Origin of the sequence: Dokdonia sp. (assembly GCF_039945015.1) — a bacterium.
Lineage (GTDB): Bacteria > Bacteroidota > Bacteroidia > Flavobacteriales > Flavobacteriaceae > Dokdonia.
The window spans coordinates 105,480-124,097 of sequence record NZ_JBDUXP010000026.1; the positions used below are offsets into that span (position 1 = coordinate 105,480).

Annotated in this window: 13 protein-coding genes; 9 read left to right on the top strand and 4 right to left on the bottom strand. The window is 33.3% G+C overall.

Going from position 1 to position 18,618, the window contains the following annotated elements; genetic code table 11:
* The first annotated feature begins 129 nt into the window (after window positions 1–129).
* Window positions 130–3,510: a cytochrome c biogenesis protein CcsA gene (ccsA, locus tag ABJD27_RS19230; protein ID WP_348171776.1), complete on the top strand. Its 3,381-nt coding sequence runs from the start codon at window positions 130–132 to the stop codon at window positions 3,508–3,510.
* On the opposite strand, the gene ABJD27_RS19235 is transcribed toward ccsA, so the two are convergent.
* Complete coding sequence (locus ABJD27_RS19235; protein ID WP_348171774.1) at window positions 3,507–4,847, bottom strand: hypothetical protein; 1,341 nt, start codon at window positions 4,845–4,847, stop codon at window positions 3,507–3,509. The genes ccsA and ABJD27_RS19235 overlap by 4 nt on opposite strands.
* Before the next feature lie 107 nt (window positions 4,848–4,954).
* The gene (fumC, locus tag ABJD27_RS19240; RefSeq protein ID WP_348171771.1) at window positions 4,955–6,349 is read right to left on the bottom strand and encodes a class II fumarate hydratase; all 1,395 of its coding nucleotides are present in this window, start codon (window positions 6,347–6,349) and stop codon (window positions 4,955–4,957) included.
* Window positions 6,350–6,498: 149 nt separating this feature from the next.
* On the opposite strand from fumC, the gene ABJD27_RS19245 reads away from it, so the two are divergent.
* The 4 genes from ABJD27_RS19245 to ABJD27_RS19260 all read left to right on the top strand — a co-directional run bounded on the left by ABJD27_RS19245 (window position 6,499) and on the right by ABJD27_RS19260 (window position 10,388).
* A complete protein-coding gene (locus tag ABJD27_RS19245; RefSeq protein WP_348171768.1) occupies window positions 6,499–6,672 on the top strand; it encodes a hypothetical protein in 174 nt (57 codons plus the stop codon).
* Window positions 6,673–6,824: 152 nt separating this feature from the next.
* Window positions 6,825–7,916 (top strand): hypothetical protein, encoded by a 1,092-nt coding sequence (locus ABJD27_RS19250; RefSeq protein ID WP_348171765.1) that lies wholly within the window; start codon window positions 6,825–6,827, stop codon window positions 7,914–7,916.
* Window positions 7,917–8,118: 202 nt separating this feature from the next.
* Window positions 8,119–9,450, top strand: a complete 1,332-nt coding sequence (gene ffh / locus ABJD27_RS19255) for a signal recognition particle protein (protein ID WP_348171762.1) — start codon at window positions 8,119–8,121, stop codon at window positions 9,448–9,450.
* A 50-nt stretch (window positions 9,451–9,500) separates the two neighbouring features.
* The gene (locus ABJD27_RS19260) at window positions 9,501–10,388 is read left to right on the top strand and encodes a bifunctional 5,10-methylenetetrahydrofolate dehydrogenase/5,10-methenyltetrahydrofolate cyclohydrolase (protein WP_348171760.1); all 888 of its coding nucleotides are present in this window, start codon (window positions 9,501–9,503) and stop codon (window positions 10,386–10,388) included.
* Window positions 10,389–10,464: 76 nt separating this feature from the next.
* Here ABJD27_RS19260 and ppgK read toward each other — a convergent pair whose 3' ends face one another.
* Together ppgK and ABJD27_RS19270 are read right to left on the bottom strand one after the other, a co-directional pair.
* On the bottom strand, window positions 10,465–11,208 hold the full coding sequence (gene ppgK, locus ABJD27_RS19265; protein ID WP_348171758.1) for a polyphosphate--glucose phosphotransferase: 744 nt from the start codon (window positions 11,206–11,208) through the stop codon (window positions 10,465–10,467).
* A gap of 216 nt (window positions 11,209–11,424) precedes the next feature.
* On the bottom strand, window positions 11,425–12,564 hold the full coding sequence (locus tag ABJD27_RS19270; RefSeq protein WP_348171756.1) for a LytTR family DNA-binding domain-containing protein: 1,140 nt from the start codon (window positions 12,562–12,564) through the stop codon (window positions 11,425–11,427).
* Between the two features lie 277 nt (window positions 12,565–12,841).
* Here ABJD27_RS19270 and ABJD27_RS19275 point away from each other — a divergent pair, with 277 nt between their 5' ends.
* The 4 genes from ABJD27_RS19275 to ABJD27_RS19290 form a co-directional block, all read left to right on the top strand.
* A complete protein-coding gene (locus ABJD27_RS19275; RefSeq protein WP_348171753.1) occupies window positions 12,842–13,228 on the top strand; it encodes a hypothetical protein in 387 nt (128 codons plus the stop codon).
* Complete coding sequence (locus ABJD27_RS19280) at window positions 13,221–13,772, top strand: YceI family protein (protein ID WP_348171750.1); 552 nt, start codon at window positions 13,221–13,223, stop codon at window positions 13,770–13,772. Before ABJD27_RS19275 ends, ABJD27_RS19280 begins: the two co-directional genes overlap by 8 nt.
* Window positions 13,756–14,670, top strand: coding sequence for a DUF5777 family beta-barrel protein (locus ABJD27_RS19285; RefSeq protein WP_348171747.1), 915 nt, complete (start codon window positions 13,756–13,758; stop codon window positions 14,668–14,670). Before ABJD27_RS19280 ends, ABJD27_RS19285 begins: the two co-directional genes overlap by 17 nt.
* 718 nt (window positions 14,671–15,388) lie before the next feature.
* Window positions 15,389–18,618: CHRD domain-containing protein (locus tag ABJD27_RS19290; RefSeq protein WP_348202087.1), on the top strand; the 3,230-nt coding region annotated here is incomplete at its 3' end.

The window sequence follows — 18,618 nt, forward strand, 5'->3', positions numbered from 1 at the left end:
AATGTTGTTTAATAGGTCTAAAATACTTGAAAATTTGAGTGCTTTTTTTTTGAATAATTTAACAGAAATTGATCCAAGGTTATTAACGTTCTGTGGGCTATCTTTGCAATCGGTAAATTTAGCGTCACTATGCAAAAGAAAATTGTAAATTTTTTGTTCTCCACTCGATTGTTAGGAGTACTTTTTATAACCTATTTTGTCGCAATGGCGGTAGGTACTTTTTTAGACCGCGGACAAGAAACCTCTCCGACACCTTATTCTAGAGTATGGGTATACAACTCTTGGTGGTTTACATTAATCCATATCATGTTTGTTATAAACTTTATTGGAAACATTTTTCGTTTTAATCTTTTACGAAAAGAAAAAATAACCACGTTAATTTTTCACGTTTCGTTTATATTTATTCTTATAGGTGCAGGAATTACACGTTATATAAGCTATGAAGGAGTGATGCCTATTACAGAAGGATCTTCTGAAAGTACTTTTTTAAGTGAAAAAACATATTTAGAATTATACGTAGATGGGCAGATAGACGAGCAGGAAATGCGAAGAAGTCTAGATAAAGAATTATTATTATCACCACGTCTTAGCAATACATTTACTTGGGAAACAGATTTTAATGGCGACCCTATTAAGATAGCATTTAATAAATTTATAGATGGTGCAGAAGATGGATTTATAGAAGATGAAGCTGGAGAATACCATCTTAAGGTTGTAGAGACTGGAGATGGCGGAGGAAGACATGAACACTATATTAAAGAGGGTGAACTTGTTAATATGCATAATGTCTTATATGCGTTTAATAAACCTACAGATGGGGCTATTAATATAGGATACGACGGAAATAATTATACCATACGATCTCCTTTTGATGGAGAATATAAGGTCATGGCAACACAGGCTGACTTTGAGTTTGTAAAAGATAGTGTGCAACCATTAAAACTACGATCTCTTTATAATTTGCAAGGTATTTTATTTGTAATTCCAGATGAAGCAGTAAAAGGGAGAACAGGTATTGTCGCAAAAGAGGTGAAGGAAAAGAATCAACAAGATGGATTATTTGTAGATATCACAGCAAATGGAGAAACCAAAACAATAGGGTTGCTAGGAGGAAAAGGATATAGTAATGACAAAAAACTTATTGAAATAGGGGGATACAAAATGTACCTTTCTTATGGAAGTAAATCTATCGAGCTTCCTTTTTCTATACGATTAAAAGACTTTATAGCCGAGAAATATCCAGGCACACAAAGTAGTTATGCTTCCTTTAAGAGTGAGATTATTGTAGAGGATAAAGATAATTTTGATTACGATATCTATATGAATCATGTATTAGATCATCAAGGATATCGTTTTTTTCAGGCAAGTTTTAAAGATGAGGAACGTACCACAATTTTATCAGTAAGTCATGATTTTTGGGGAACTTGGGTAACATATATTGGATATTTCTTAATGTATTTAGGAATGATGCTTATTCTTTTTGATAGTGGGTCACGTTTTGGATACCTTAAAAGAAGACTAGATAAGATCAAAGCAAAGAAAGCAGCTATACCTGTTCTTCTTTTGTTATTCGCTTTCGCGAAAGCGGAAACAACATACGCACAAGAGATTAACACATCTGCTGTTGTTATACAAGACACGATGTCTGTAGCTGTCCAAAAAGAGGAGCCTATTATTCCTGTATTGCCTATTGATAATGATCTGGACCATACCAGTGTCAATAATGAGATGCCTACAAAGACTCAAATAGACTCTGCTATTGTTGTAAATGCTGCATCTCTTGAACATGCGGCTAAGTTTGGACGCATGGTGGTACAAGAAGACGGAGGACGGATGATGCCAATCAATACTTATGCGAGTATGTTATTACGTAAGTTAAATCGTAGAGATACGTATGCAGGTCTGAATGCAGATCAAGTCCTGCTCTCTATGATGGAAAATCCACAAATATGGAATTATGTAGATATTCTATACCTCAAGAAAGGAAACGATAGTATACGTAATGTCATAGGAGTGCCTAGTGATGTAAGTAGGTTTAAAGTGTTTGATTTCTTTACAAATGATTTGAAGTACAAATTAGAGCCTTATTTACAACAGGCATTTAGTGAGGCAACACCGAGTATTATAGATAAAGAATTTAGAGATGTATCACTTCGACTAGGGCTTCTGGATAGAACACTAGCAAAGGCAAATTTAAGAATACTTCCTATACCTAATGATCCTAATAATAGATGGTTATCTCCGATAGAAGTAAGAGATGGAGGGTATCGTGCTACAGATTCTGTGATAGCATATCAGATATTCCCTGCTTATTTACTAAGTCTTCGTAAAGCAAAAATGACGGGAGATTATACAGACGCAGATAAGATATTAGAAGGAATTGAAAAATTCCAAAGACGCCTTGGAGGAGATATTATGCCTTCTGTAGAAAAAATAGATGCAGAGGTTTTATATAATAAATATGACTTGTTTAAGAAATTGTACTGGTTATATATGCTAGCAGCTTTATTTACCATGATCTTTGTGATTACACAAATTTTTAATCCTAACAAATTTGTGTCGCTTATGGTGAATGTTGGAATAACCATTATTATGGTCTTATTTTTATTACATACTGGAGCATTGATATGGCGTTGGTATATATCTGGTCATGCACCTTGGAGTAATGCGTATGAATCTGTGTTATATGTGGGTTGGGCGACTATGTTTTTTGGACTGGCTATTTCTATTCAGAAATGGGTATTTACAGAAAAGGTATATTCTATACAAAAGACAAGCAAACTCTTATTGCCTTTTGCAATTATAGGGGCTACAGTAGTTTCTATAGGAGATTTTCTAATAGGAAAAAAAGGATCTAGTCTTACGGTTGCTAGTACAGCTTTTGTGGCAGGTTTTATTCTTTGGGCAGCTAGTATGAACTGGATGAATCCAGAAATAGAAAATTTACAGCCTGTTCTTAATAGTTATTGGCTAATGATTCATACCGCAGTTATTGTTGCGAGTTATGGACCTTTTACATTAGGAGCTATTTTAGGAATCGTGTCTTTATTCTTAATGATCTTTACTACAAATTCTAATAAAGAGAAGATGGATCTTAGTATTAAAGAACTTACTGTTATCAATGAGATGGCACTTACCGTAGGTATGGTGTTACTCGCTATAGGAACTTTCTTAGGTGGTCAATGGGCAAATGAAAGCTGGGGACGTTATTGGGGATGGGATCCTAAAGAGACTTGGGCACTTATCTCATTAATAGTATATGCTTTTGTAATCCATATGCGATTAATTCCAGGTTTGCGAGGAAGATGGTTCTTTAACTTGTGTTCTATTATAGCACTCGGAAGTATCTTGTTTACGTATTTTGGTGTTAACTTCTATTTGTCTGGATTACACGCCTATCAAAGTGGAGGAGCTATTGCCAACCAAAAGATTGCGATGAGTGTTGGGATTATTATTCTTTTAGGAGCTTTCTCGTATTGGAAATACGCAAAGTATTATAAAAAATCTTAAGTAAATAAACCAGTAGCTTCTTGATCAGACTCAATACCAAGTTTACCATATAGACTTGAAGTTACTATTTTTAATCGTTCTATAGATAGGTTATGCTTTGATGCGATGCGCTCATTTGTTAACCCTCTAGAGATGCTATCAAGTACTTTTACTTCTATGTTTTCTAATTGGAATTGCCCAATAAGAGACTCTATATATTGATCATTTGAATCTTGTATATTTTTATAGTTGTCTAACTGAGAAAGTCGTTCTAGATGCATCTTTATTTGATGCTTCATAATAACTGTTTTACCTTGTATTCTTCTAAAACTAAAAATTAAAGAGAGTGCAATAAATGTAAAGTTTAGTAAAGAAATTAAGCTTAAATGGAAAGAGGATAGATTAAAAATACTGATCCCTAGACCGTGTAGTAAAAAAGCATCTATCATCACAGTAATATCTATAATATAGATGATACTCATAATCAATAAGAAATTGATATTCCTAGTATAATAAAGTGTAAAACACCATAATAATAAAACACTTAGTACAGCTGTAAAATCTGCCAATAAGAAACTCCAATGTGTGTTTAAGATTAAATAAAGACATAATGAAAAAGCAGAAATGCTACTAATGATTATAAATATAGATTGTATAAGTTGCTTGTTTTTTTTGATTTTTAAATACCGAAATACATACCCAGTAGCAGAGAGTCCAACTAGAAAATGACCAAATAATTCTATATTACTTATAATTCTAGGTTTGGCATTAAAGAAGTATAATATGTTATCTCTTGTTACTACGGTTATGCATATCGCGGTAATTAATATTCCATAAAATAAGAATTGCCTATTTTTTGTGATAATAAGAAATATAAGCGTTGCTAATAAAAGAGCTAATGCTGTTCCATAAAAAAAACCAATACCTAGAAGACCTTTATTTTGATTTGTAGAGAATTCTTTTTCCGAAAAAATATGAATAGGAAAGTTTGCTTCAAGAGAGAAATTTGCTTTTAAGTAAAGGGGGTATGTTACTGTTTTATTAGTAATGAAAAATGAAGGATACCGTGTATCTCCCATTAAAAAAATCTCTTTATTAGTGCTATCGTGTAATGATACTTGATCTGCATGAGGGCTTTGTAATTCTATAATCGATCTAGATAGATTATTATGTTCGATCTTAAACCAATAAGTACCATTATCTGCACCTAGATTTGTATCATCTATTTTGGAAAATGTGATATCCTTTAGGTCGGATACATGAATCGTATCTCCTACATCTTTATAATAGGATATAGGTTCTTGAGAGTTTCCTATAAAAGTAGATAGAAAACATATTAAAAAATATACGTAACGCATTAACATCGATTAAATAACCGCTAATATACTATATAATAACGATAAAATAGTATTTAATCGATGTTTTTGTGTATTTTATCTGTTTTTGATAAATTCTTGTAGGAATTTTAAAAATCCCCTACCATATCTTCAGGTTTTACCCATTCATCAAATTCAGATTCACTTACATAGCCTAGGTTTACAGCTTCTTCTCTTAGTGTAGTTCCATTTGTATGAGCTGTATTTGCAATTTCGGCAGCTTTATAATATCCTATTTTTGTATTAAGTGCTGTAACAAGCATTAGAGAATTGTTTAGTAATTCTTTAATTCGTTTTTCATTAGGTTGTATTCCAGAAGCACAATGATCTGAAAATGAAACGCATGCATCTCCTATGAGTTGGGCAGACTGCAATAAGTTTGAAGCCATAACAGGTTTAAAAACATTGAGTTCATAATGACCTTGCATACCGCCTACACCAATGGCAACGTCATTACCCATAACCTGAGCACATACCATCGTTAATGCTTCACATTGTGTAGGATTAACCTTACCTGGCATGATAGACGATCCAGGTTCATTTGCTGGGATTGTAATCTCTCCAATACCACTTCGCGGCCCAGATGCCATAAGGCGTATGTCATTTGCAATTTTATTAAGAGAAACCGCAAGTTGTTTAAGAGCTCCATGTGTTTCTACAATAGCATCATGCGCAGCCAATGCTTCAAATTTATTATCTGCTGTACGGAAAGGTAATCCAGAAAATTGTGCCATATACTCAGAAACGCGTTTTGAATATCCTTTTGGAGTATTTAAGCCAGTTCCCACTGCAGTACCTCCAAGGGCAAGTTCGGCAAGATGTTCTAGTGTGTTTTCTAAGGCTTTAATCCCATGGTCTAATTGTGATACATATCCAGAAAATTCCTGTCCAAGTGTTAGTGGAGTGGCATCCATAAGGTGTGTACGTCCTATTTTTACAACTTTTTTAAAATCTGTAGCTTTTGATTTTAAAGTATCTCGGAGTGCTTTTACACCAGGTAATGTAACCTCTACTATTTTTTTATACCCAGCAATATGCATTCCAGTTGGAAAGGTGTCATTAGAAGATTGAGATTTATTTACATCATCATTAGGTTGTAATGTTTTTTCTCCTTCTCCAATTATTTTTCCAGCGATTTGATGAGCACGATTTGCAATAACTTCATTTACATTCATATTGCTTTGTGTCCCAGACCCTGTTTGCCATATAACAAGCGGAAATTGGTCATCATGCTTACCTTCTAATATTTCATCACATACTTGTGCAATCAAATCTCTTTTTTCTATAGGTAGTCCTCCTATTTCACAATTGGTATACGCAGCCGATTTTTTTAAAATAGCAAACCCATATATAATTTCTAAAGGCATAGAAGCTGGAGCTCCTATTTTAAAATTATTGCGAGATCTTTCTGTTTGGGCTCCCCATAATTTATCTGCGGGAACTTGAACTTCTCCCATCGTATCTTTCTCAATTCTATATTCCATTTGTGATCTATTTATTTTTGATTAGCAAATTTACAAATTTCGCCTTCAATTTACTTGTCAATAACCTGTCAATAAATGTGAAATTTCTATTGTGAAAATAAATTATTATACGGTATCTTTGACCAGAAATTTGAAAACACATAATACTCATGTTTGATTTTGATCAATACTTAGGATTCTTAGCCTTCTTAACTATATTAACTATTGGCTTTTGGTTAATGATATTCTTATTAACTTTTGTAATACCTTATTGGGTAGGAGGAACTATTGTAGAAATGGTAAAGGAAAAAATAGAGGCTCGTAAAGCAAGAAGAGAAGCATAATAATAAAATCATTATATAGATATAAAAAAGACTAACAATTTTGTTAGTCTTTTTTTATGCCTATTTTAAAACAAATATTCTAATCTCTAGACGCAACCTTTTATAATAGTACGCGATATAGTAGTATATTAATTAAAGTAATACATCATTTTATGAAGTTAAGAAATATCATTTTAGGAATATGTGCTGTTTTCTGTTTAGTAAGTTGTGGAGATGAAGATCTAGATGATCTTTTTCAAATAACAGAAGTAGATTTAATTGCCGAAGATTCAGATTTGTTTTCTCTATTAGATAGAGTTACAACAGATGACCCTAGTGCAACAGATATTACATGTATTGATTTTATATATTCATTTACAGTCATTATTTATAATGAAGATATTGAATTAGTATCTTCTCAAATAGTGAGTAGTGATGAAGCATTTAGTAATATTTTAGGAACCGTTGAGGATGGACAATTTATCAATGTTAGTTTTCCTATTACAAGTACTTTAGAAGATGGAACTAGCTTTGAGATTGCAGATAAAGATGAATTACGAGCGGCTATAGATGCCTGTGTAGAAGAAGAACAATTAACAATTATTGGAACTTCGACTGCTACAGCTATGGAATGTGTATGGGAAGTTCAAATCCCTGATGATGTCTTATTTAGTACATATACCGATGCTGTATTTAAACTTATTAACGCTGGTGTTGTTGAGTTCTTTTATAGAGGAGACCTTTATCATGGTACTTGGATTTTCTATTTTATAGAAGATGAACTTCATATAAATATCAATTTAGATACAGAGGAAGTAGTTGGAGAAGATTGGAATTTTGATTGGAAAGTGAATGCTATAAATAACGCTATAATAGATATAGAAATAGATGATGAAACTCGTTTTATTCTTGAGAAAGAATGTGAATCAGGTGCATATTGTACGACATTGACATTTGAAGAGTGTGAGCTTGAAGATTCCCCAGGAATGTCATCTTTTATCTTAGATGATTATAAAGAGTGTATCGTTATTATTGCTGCACCGCAACCGGAACTAGATGCTATGGGAGAATTACCAGATCCTATAGATTGGCAAATTACATTTTATCAAACACAAGAAGATGCAGATACAAATGTGAATGCAATACTATCTGATGTAGCTATAGAAACAGATATGCAAGAAGTATATGTGCGTATAGAAGATCCTAATACTCAGGAATTCACAACAACACTTATCACCTTGTTATCTATAGAATGCGAAGAATAGTTTCTTAACCTTCTTGTTTATATAAATTTTAGAGATGACCATACTATTTTTATAGTGTGGTCATTTTTTATATAGAAATGCTCATAAGTAATGGAAAACATAAGTATATAATACTGTAATACGACTATGTATATACGCTTCAAATCATTAAATTTGTAGCTTCGATATCAATTTCGAGATTAAATTTTTCAGTAGTTAAGATATGTTTGATAATTTAAGTGATAAGTTAGATAAAGCCCTCCACGTCCTCAAAGGTCATGGTAGTATTACAGAAGTAAATGTTGCAGAGACACTTAAAGAAGTACGCCGTGCACTTATAGATGCCGATGTAAATTTTAAAATTGCAAGAGATTTTACAAATAGAGTAAAAGATAAAGCATTAGGAGAAGATGTACTCACTACATTACAACCTGGCCAATTAATGGTTAAGATTGTAAAGGATGAACTAACAGCTCTTATGGGTGGTGATGCCTCGGGAATAAACCTTTCTGGGACCCCGAGTGTTATTTTAATGTCAGGACTTCAAGGTTCTGGTAAAACGACTTTTTCTGGTAAACTAGCAAATTTCCTTAAAACTAAAAAATCTAAAAACCCATTACTAGTTGCTTGTGATGTATATCGTCCAGCTGCGATTGATCAATTGCATGTTGTGGGAGAAGCTATAAAAGTAGATGTCTTTTCAGATAGAGATAATCAAGACCCAGTAGCTATTGCTAAGGCAGGTGTCGCTTTTGCAAAAGCAAACGGACACAACGTAGTGATTGTCGATACAGCCGGTCGTCTTGCTGTAGATACTGAAATGATGGATGAGATTGCAAATATTCATAAAGCAATCCAACCTCAAGAAACATTATTTGTTGTAGATTCTATGACTGGGCAAGATGCTGTTAATACAGCCAAAGCCTTTAATGATATCCTTAATTTTGACGGAGTTATCCTTACAAAATTAGATGGAGATACACGTGGTGGAGCAGCGATTTCTATTAAATCGGTAGTAGATAAGCCTATTAAATTTATAGGAACAGGAGAAAAAATGGAAGCGATAGATGTATTCTATCCTTCTCGTATGGCAGATCGTATCTTAGGAATGGGAGATGTGGTTTCTCTTGTAGAACGTGCTCAAGAACAATTTGATGAAGAAGAAGCACGTAAACTACAAAAGAAAATTGCTAAGAATCAATTTGGTTTTGACGATTTCTTAAAGCAAATCCAGCAAGTAAAGAAGATGGGTAATATGAAAGACCTTATGGGTATGATTCCTGGAGCTGGTAAAATGCTCAAAGGGGTAGATATCGATGATGATGCTTTCAAGCATATAGAAGCCATCATTCATTCTATGACATTAGAAGAGCGTACCAATCCATCTGTAATTAACTCAAGTCGTAAAAAGCGAATAGGAAAAGGGTCTGGAACTTCTGTACAACAAGTAAATCAATTACTCAAGCAGTTTAATCAAATGAGTAAAATGATGAAAATGATGCAAGGGGGTGGAGGCCGTAAGATGATGCAGGCGATGAGCAGAATGCAGAAGTAGTAATACTCTCATTAATATATTCAAATCATACAAACCACAAAACTCATACTATGACTATTCTTGACGGTAAGAAAACTTCAAATGAAATCAAAAATGAAATCAAAAATGAAGTTGATAAGATGAAAGCTAATGGAGAAAAAGTACCACATCTAGCAGCAATCATAGTTGGTGAAGATGGCGCTAGTCTTACATATGTAGGTAGTAAAGTAAGAGCTTGTGAACGTATCGGATTTGAATCTACACTTGTGAAGATGTCAAATACAACAAGTGAAATCGAATTACTAGATAAAATAAGAGAACTTAATGCAGACTCAAATATTGATGGATTTATTGTACAGTTACCATTACCCCCACAAATTGATACACAAAAAGTATTACTAGCTGTAGACCCAAATAAAGATGTAGATGGATTCCATCCTACGAATTTTGGGAAAATGGCATTGGATATGAGTACATTTATCCCTGCAACTCCATTTGGTATTTTAGAACTATTAGAACGTTATAGTGTAGAGACCAAAGGAAAACATACTGTAGTAATAGGCCGTAGTCATATTGTAGGACGTCCTATGAGTATCTTAATGGGACGTAAAGGATTCCCTGGAAACTCTACCGTAACTCTTACACATAGTCATACCAAAAATATTACTCAAATTACATCACAAGCAGATATTATTATTACAGCATTAGGAGTCCCAGGATTCTTAAAAGCAGAAATGGTAAAAGATGATGTGGTAATTATAGACGTGGGAATTTCGCGAGTTCCGGATAAAACTAGAGAACGTGGATATTACATCACTGGTGATGTAGATTTTGAAGCTGTAAGTAAAAAAGCATCCTATATTACACCAGTTCCAGGAGGTGTAGGACCTATGACAATAGCCATGCTTCTTAAAAATACATTACTAGCAAGAGAACGCCATAGAGCAATGAATGTATAAAATAGACAACCATATAAAAAAAAACAGCTTAGATAAAATAAATATCTAAGCTGTTTTTTTTATGGTAATGTATGTATTATGAATCTGTAGCTTCCATAGCGGCAAAAGCAGCTCCTATGAGTCCAGCATGGTTTTTTGTTTGAGCTGCAACAAAAGGAACCTTAGTGGTTAATACATGCTTAAATGAATCAATATGCTTACTAATACCTCCACCTATAATATAATAATCAGGAGTACAAACAAGTTCTACTTGTTTTAAGAAAAAATCAAAACGCTCAGCCCATTCTTCAATAGAAAGACCTTCTCTTTTTCTAGCTGCGTTTGAAGCATAAAATTCGATATGTTTTTTCTTATATTGTATACGTCCTAATTCAAAATTAGGAATCAATTGTCCATTGTAAAAAAGACCGCTTCCTATACCAGTTCCAACTGTAATTACGGCAACAAGTCCTTTTTTCCCTTTACCTGCACCAAAACGCATTTCTGCTAGAGCAGCAGCATCTGCATCATTTATGACAGTACACGGAAGTCCCGTTTTTTCTTCAAGTAATTGATCAATTTGAACATTAAGCCAGCTTTTGTGCATATTACCATATGCCTTTGCTTTGCCTTGTATAATAACAGTAGGAAATCCAACACCTATAGGACCTTTCCAATCAAAATGATCTATAAGTTCCTGAACACACTGTGCGACAGCTTCTGGAGTAGCAGGTTGTGGAGTAGGAATTCTAAATCGATCTCCTATATAATCTTCTTTTTCTAGATCTACAGGAGCTCCTTTGATTCCTGTCCCACCTATGTCAATGCCTAAAATCTGCATAGAATCGTTTACATTTTTTTCGATTTGCCGAAGATAACTATTTTCAGTAAAATGAATAAAAATAGTGAGATATTTCCTTTAGATGACATATTTATATTTGATATTGACCATATTCTATCATATAGTATTTAAAGGAAACTATATATCACTATGAGAATGAGTACGCTTTCGCGAAAGCATAAAAACATACATAACAATACATTACAGAATAGTGTATTATAAGTCTAGCCACTGTTTAAAAGCAGCTGCTTTATTTTTTCCTATAATGATATCTATTTCTGAAACTGGATTCACTTGTATCTTAAGTTTGCTATTGCCAAATTTTGTAATGGTATCAATGGCAGAAATAGCTACAATAATTTGTCTATTTGCCCTAAAGAAAGATTTTTCATCTAGATACGAGTAAATAAGATCCAAGCTCTCACTTGTGGTAGAACGTTTTCCATCTTTACGAACAACATATGTAATGGTGTTCTCTACATAGATATAAGAAATGTCTTCTGTAGCTACAGGTAGTAGTTCATTACGAACATAGGTGAGTATACGCTGTTTTGTTGCTGTTTTTGGTGCTTTTTCTTCTTCAGTTATAAAAGAAGTATTTGTTGCTTGCTCCTCCTCTTTTCTTTGTTCTTCTTCTCGCTCAAGCTTAAAATCAGACAAGTTCTTTTGATAATTTTCTAAAGACGCATTTAATTTAGATAAATTGAGTACTCCATCTTCTAGTTTTGTGTTTTTGAGCTCAAGTTTCTTTTCATAATAATTACTTATAATACGTATAGTCGTTAGGAAGAAGATTAAAGTAACAAGTCCTATAATTAAGAAAATGATGTATACTTTATTACGTAAACTATTAGCTTGTTCAATAACTCTTTGTTTATTTATATGACTAGCTACAATCATATCAGAATTTTTGACAGGTAATAGATGGATAATTTCAGAAGAGAGAGAGTCTGCTTTTTTAAATATAATCTTGTATAATTCTTCTTCATTAATTTTATTATCTCCAGCCATAAGTTCAGTGGCATGTGGAGCAAGCTCATTTATTTTATTATGGTCTGGATGACTTATAAATCTTCCTGACCAATCAAATACAGAGTTAAATACATTTTTTGTGTTTGTATATTCTATACTCGTTTTAATAGTCTGAATGAGATTTGCTTTCTCTTTTTGAGTAGTAGGTTGTTTACTAATCATTGTGGCAATAATATGCGCTTCTTGTTTTGCAGCCTCTATATCATTAGCCAATGAGTTTTGTATACTTATACGCGTAAAAAATGGAGCCGCTATAATTGCCATTACGATGTATAATGCAGAAAGCGCTATTGCTGTATACAAATAATAAGAATGATACTTCATTACAAATGTTTAAATTAACGTATAGCTAAAATAAGACATTGCTATAGATGAAGCTGTTTTTTGAAGTTTTGAGATTCCTTTTTAATGATGAATTTTCCGTTTCAGCAATTTTGTGATCTATTGATAGGCCAATACTAGACTAGGAAAGTTACATTTGTGATAGAAATGATGTTGTGTGTAATTTTGTTACCTTAAATTATTAAGGATAACAACTTCTTAAAAGAAAATTGTGAAGAGGAACTCATATATTAAAATTGGTATATTTATTATAATAAGCATGGCTTGTATAATAGGTATATACTATGTTTTTAATCATAAGGGAATCGATACACGAAAAGCAAAAACAGAAATTAGTATTACTACAAATGAGTTGTTTAAAGATTTTAATAGTGATAAAGAAGAGTCTCTAGATAAATATATAGAGAAAGCCATGGAGATAAAAGGCACGCTTTATCAGGTTACTTATAGAGGAGGTAAATATTCATTACTCTTACGAGGAGATAAAATAGATAAACTTGTTTTATGTGAAATGCAGAAAGATCAGACACCTTTAATAGAATTACTAAAGGTTGGTGATGAAGTAAAAGTAAAAGGAATACTTAAAGGTTTTTTAATGGATGCAATCTTATTAAATTGCATCATTTTAGAAGAAGTAAATGAATAAACTACTACTATTATTATTATCGGTGTATAGTATTGGAATTGTGCAAGCACAAGATCAATATATAGAAAGACAAGGAGAAATCACGTTTTTTTCATATACCTCTGTAGAAAATATTGAAGCTACAAATAATCAAGTTTTAACGTTACTTTCTTCTGCATCAAATGAAATAGCAGTACGGATACTGATGAGATCATTTGTATTTCAGAAGTCATTAATGTATGAACATTTTAATGAGAGTTATATAGAATCAGATTTATATCCAGAAGCAACTTTTAAAGGAGATATTGTTGATTTTGATGCTGATTTAGAAGGAGAGCAAACCAGAATTATAAAAGGAGAGTTTACTCTTAGAAATATTACCAAACCGATAGAAATAAAAGCTACTATTGTAAAAACAAATAATGGATATATGATCAGTGGAATGTTAAATGTTTTAATTAAAGATTATGACATTAAAGTTCCTCCGATTCTTTCACCTAATATTGCAAAGAATATTCAAATCTCATTCAAATTTCAATACGTGCCACATGAAAATCAAAAATAAATTCTTTTTTTATATTTTGTTTTTGAGCATGATTCAAGTGATACATGCGCAAGATCTTTTAGATGTATTAGAGGCAGAGCCTATTGATCAACAACAAAATACCATTGCGACATTTAAAGGAACTAGAATCTCTATAGGACATTCTGTCGAAACACGTAAAAAAGGAGCTTTAGAGATCTCTACAGTAAATCGATTCTGGAATACACCAGAAGAAGAAAGTCAATCTTTTGCCGCCGATAAATGGAATAGTAGAATAGGAGTAGATTATGCTATATCTGATCGCTTTACCATAGGGACAGGATACGGAACTGGATACAGATCTGTTGATGTGTTTGGAAAATACCGTTTGTTTTATCAAAGAGATACTGGAAATAAATTTCCTTTTAGTATCACCTTATTTCAAGGAGGTGTCTATAGAGGGAAATCTTCATTGAAGGGAAAATTATATGAAGAAGATGATCCGACTACGATGGTTGAAATTTCTGCCGAAAATAAATTTGCAACAACAACTCAGTTATTGATTTCTAGAAAAATTTCTAGAAACTTTTCTTTACAAATAGCACCAACATATGTGTATAGAGCAGAGGATAAACTTATAGAAGATAATAGTCCTCATCATTTTTCTTTAGGATTTGGAGGAAGGTATAAAGTAAGTAACCATCTCTCTATAGTTTCAGAATATTATTATGTTGCAAACCCTGTAGATTTTATAGATACTTTTGGTGCATTTGCATTAGGTGCAAATTGGGAAGTATCCGATTTATTATTACAATTTAAACTCACCAATGCTAGAAATGTAGTAGAGGATAAGTTTATTATTAAAACAGAAAATAATTTTAATTTCCGAAATGGTAATCTTCATTTTGGTTTCCAAGCTACCTACTTTATTCAGTTATAAGAATAGGATATAGCACGATTATAAACCCATAAGAAAAGGAGTATTTTAAATAATACTCCTTTTTTGCATGATATACGTATGTATCTATTTCTGTACACAAATTTTTTATAGATATGGTATAAGAAATGTATTCCAAATCCACATCAGTTGTTCATATTCACTTTTAAGGTAGTGTGCTTTTTTTTGCTTTCGCGAAAGCGGAAATAGAAGAGATTAAAACAGTAACATTATTATTTTAATTCAATCCTTGGTATTAGTGACTGTCACAACGATTCCCTTATTTAATGAGTAAGTAATCATCGGCACCCTATGTATAGTAGGGCTTAAGGCGTTTCCTTTTTAAAGTTGTTTTTTCCACTTCACACATGTTTAGTTGTATAAAGGTGTCTTCTCGTGGTTTATTTGTACCAGAATTTAAAAGAAACAAAATCACAAAATAAATATAGAAATGAAAAAGCTTTTCACCCCCTTGTTTTTAATTATCGCTTTTGTAAGAGAAGCTACAAATTTTAAATCTATGTCTAAAAGTAAAGTGATTAAAGATTTATAGTGTTTGCGTTAGTTAAGTTGATTTGTTGGAACTGCCTAATGATTGGCTATGATCTTAGGCAGTTATTTAACTACTTCATCAATAACTCAAATACATATAAGAAGAATACGCATCTATTATTAATTAAACTTCAAAACTATTTATTATTAAACTAAAAAAATTACTGTCATGAAAAAAAGATTATTTAACGCGAGTCTATGGCTTATAATGCTATTATTTGGCATGCAAGTTAGCGCTCAAGCAGATCCCAGTCTTACAACGGTGGACACATCTACAAATGATGTCACTGTTACTAATTTGGGAGATGCAAACATTGATATAACCAATTATTGGGTATGTCTAGGACCAGGACAATACCGCCAGTTAAGTGCGCTTAGTATTGTAGCTGGTGACTATGCTCTTAGTCCAAGTGAATCTGTAACTTTTGATTTCCCTTTAATTACGGGAGAAAATGCAGATGGTGCTGGTGGATTGGGATTGTTTAGTACAAACTCTTTTGGATCTTCAAGTCCTACTATACTTGTAGATTATATGCAATGGGGTGGTCCTAATCAAGATCGCTCTGGTCAAGCAGTAACGGCTGGACGTTGGGATAATGTTGCAAACTTTGTAGACGGACAATCACCTTATACGACAAGTATAGGAGGTAGTGCTATGGCTTGGGCTTCAACAATAGAGTTTACTGCATTATTAAGTGGAGTACAAGAAAATCCAGCAGTTTTTACAGCAGCAACAGGATCAATACAGGCGACACTTACAGGGAACCAACTTGTAGTTTCTGGATCTTTTGAAGGATTACGTGGTGAATTATACACACCAGCTGCTGGTGGAGATCATATACATAGAGCTATTGCTGGTCGTAATGGAGGTATAGAATTGCCACTTACAGCCGTACTAAGTGACGGAAATACAGCTGGACAATATCTAGCTGCCGATAATACATTTACACTTACAAATGATCAAATGACAGCGATCATTGCAAGAGAGTTTTATGTAAACATACATTCTAGTGTATTTACTGGAGGAGAACTTAGAGGACAACTTTTGCCTAACTCTGATCAATATTATCAAGCAGCATTATTAGGAAGTAATGAAGTACCTTCTATTAATACAACAGCTGGTGGTAATTTAGTATTTGAATTAAATGGAGATCAATTAACTGTTTCTGGTTCTTTTGATAATTTATCTAGTCAAATTAGAGTAGACTTAGCAAATGGAGCTCATATTCATGAAGCTTTTGCAGGACGTAATGGAGCTGTAGTTTTTCCTTTAAATCCGACATATGATGGAGATAATCAGGGTGCAATTATAGAAACTGCAAATAATACATTCACACTAAGTGCAGCTCAATTAGCACTTATTGAAGAGCATGGTTTTTATATTAATATACACTCTGTAAATTTTCCAGCTGGAGAATTAAGAGGTCAAATATTACCTATTTCTGCTTCTGTTTTAAGAGCTGAGTTAACAGGGTTTCAAGAAGTACCTTCTATCTCATCTGAAGCAGACGGACGTATTTATGTGACATATAATGGAGAAGGAAGTTTTAGTGTTGGAGGAACATTTAATGACTTAAGCGGTGATTTATTCTTACCAGCTGCTGGAGGAATTCATTTACACATGGCACATGCAGGAATCAATGGTCCTGTTGAATTTATCATTACTCCAGATGTAGCTTCTGATAACAGAAATGCTGTTATCCGACCAAGTGAAAATACATTTGCAATTAACGATACACAGTTAGAAGTATTGTTAAGTAGAGGAGCTAACAGAAGTTTTTATTTAAATATTCATTCTGAAACGTTCCAAGGAGGAGAGTTAAGAGGTCAAGTATTACCACTCGCTCAATCTTATTTTGGAGCAAATCTATCTGGACAAAATGAAATACCTCAGCCTGTAGTAAGTACTGGAGTAGGAAATGTTGAATTAGAACTTACTGGTGATCAATTAACAGTAACTGGTGGATTCAGTAATTTATCAAATGATTATGATTCATCACCTGCCGTTGCTGGTGGAGCACATTTACATTTAGGTGATGCTGCAAGTACAGGAGGTGTAGATATTATATTAAACACAACTGTCGATGCAGATGCAAGAGGTGGTATTTTTATTCCAGCTCAAAATACATTTACAATCACTCCAGTTCAAAAAGCAGCATTATTAAGTGGAGGTTTTTATGTAAATATTCATACTGTAGAAAATGGAGCAGGTGAGATACGTGGTCAAGTATTAAGAGATGATAATGCATTTCCTTTAGCCACAACAATTACTTCTCCTGATAACGGAAACATAAATTTAATAGATGATAGTGCAACTCCTTATGTTGTTACTTGGGATGCTACAACAGATCCAGATGGAGACCTAGTAGTATATGCATATCAACTTGCTACAAATGCTGATTTTACAGATCTATTAATTAATACTAATGTTGGAACATCTTTAGAATACAATGTAGAAAACTCAGTAGTATTTAATGCGATTGCAGCTGCGCCTGTAAACGCTCTTTTATACCAAAGAGTATTAGCCTCTGATGGAAGTGTTGCAACACCATCTGAAGCACAAACGACTACATTAAATTGTGTAGCAGACGGAGGAACTGTACAGATTGATATTGAAGCTACAGGAAATCCAAATAGTACTACATCTATCAGTGAAGATGGATTAAGTGCAGTAATCTGTGTAGATGATCGTATGGATCCTCTAGTAGTGATTCACGAAAATGATGCAACTACATTATCATATCGTTATGTAGTAACAGATAATAGTGATGAAAGTACCATCTTAGCTATTTTTGGATCTAATGAAATAGATCTTGATGGAGCAGGAATTGGTACATGTCAGATTTGGGGTTGGTCATATAGAGGGACACCTGATAATGGTGCAGGATTTATAGGAGGACCATTAGCAGATCTTGATGCACAAGATTGTTCAGATATTTCAGAAAATGCTATTACAGTAGTTAGAGAAGCTGCTAATGGAGGTACTGTAAGTATCGATTTAGAGGCAACAGGAAATCCAAATGGAACGACAAGTTTCAACGGAGATACAGAAGCTGTTATCTGTCTTGATACACAAATGGATCCTATCGTAGTAGTACACGAAAACCCAGGAGCAGAAAACTTATCTTATAGATATGTAATTACAGATGAGGCTACAGGTCTTATTCTTAATGTAGTAAATACAAATAGTATTGATCTTAATGGAGTAGCTGCAGGAACATGCCAAATATGGGGATGGTCTTACAGAGGCGTACCAGGAAATGGATTAGATCAAGTAGGTGAGCCACTTTCATCACTAGATGATTTAGATTGTTCAGATATCTCAGACAACTTTGTTAGAGTAATCAGAGAAGCTGCCGATGGAGGTACAGTAAGTATCGATTTAGAAGCGACAGGAAA

Bases quoted from the DNA above. Each gene is read 5' to 3' on its own strand.
- ABJD27_RS19270 (WP_348171756.1), bottom strand. From the start codon at position 12,564: ATGAAGTATCATTCTTATTATTTGTATACAGCAATAGCGCTTTCTGCA.
- ffh (WP_348171762.1), top strand. From the start codon at position 8,119: ATGTTTGATAATTTAAGTGATAAGTTAGATAAAGCCCTCCACGTCCTC.
- ccsA (WP_348171776.1), top strand. From the start codon at position 130: ATGCAAAAGAAAATTGTAAATTTTTTGTTCTCCACTCGATTGTTAGGA.
- ABJD27_RS19280 (WP_348171750.1), top strand. From the start codon at position 13,221: ATGAATAAACTACTACTATTATTATTATCGGTGTATAGTATTGGAATT.
- ABJD27_RS19260 (WP_348171760.1), top strand. From the start codon at position 9,501: ATGACTATTCTTGACGGTAAGAAAACTTCAAATGAAATCAAAAATGAA.
- ppgK (WP_348171758.1), bottom strand. From the start codon at position 11,208: ATGCAGATTTTAGGCATTGACATAGGTGGGACAGGAATCAAAGGAGCT.
- ABJD27_RS19250 (WP_348171765.1), top strand. From the start codon at position 6,825: ATGAAGTTAAGAAATATCATTTTAGGAATATGTGCTGTTTTCTGTTTA.
- ABJD27_RS19245 (WP_348171768.1), top strand. From the start codon at position 6,499: ATGTTTGATTTTGATCAATACTTAGGATTCTTAGCCTTCTTAACTATA.
- ABJD27_RS19275 (WP_348171753.1), top strand. From the start codon at position 12,842: ATGGCTTGTATAATAGGTATATACTATGTTTTTAATCATAAGGGAATC.
- ABJD27_RS19285 (WP_348171747.1), top strand. From the start codon at position 13,756: ATGAAAATCAAAAATAAATTCTTTTTTTATATTTTGTTTTTGAGCATG.
- ABJD27_RS19235 (WP_348171774.1), bottom strand. From the start codon at position 4,847: ATGCGTTACGTATATTTTTTAATATGTTTTCTATCTACTTTTATAGGA.
- fumC (WP_348171771.1), bottom strand. From the start codon at position 6,349: ATGGAATATAGAATTGAGAAAGATACGATGGGAGAAGTTCAAGTTCCC.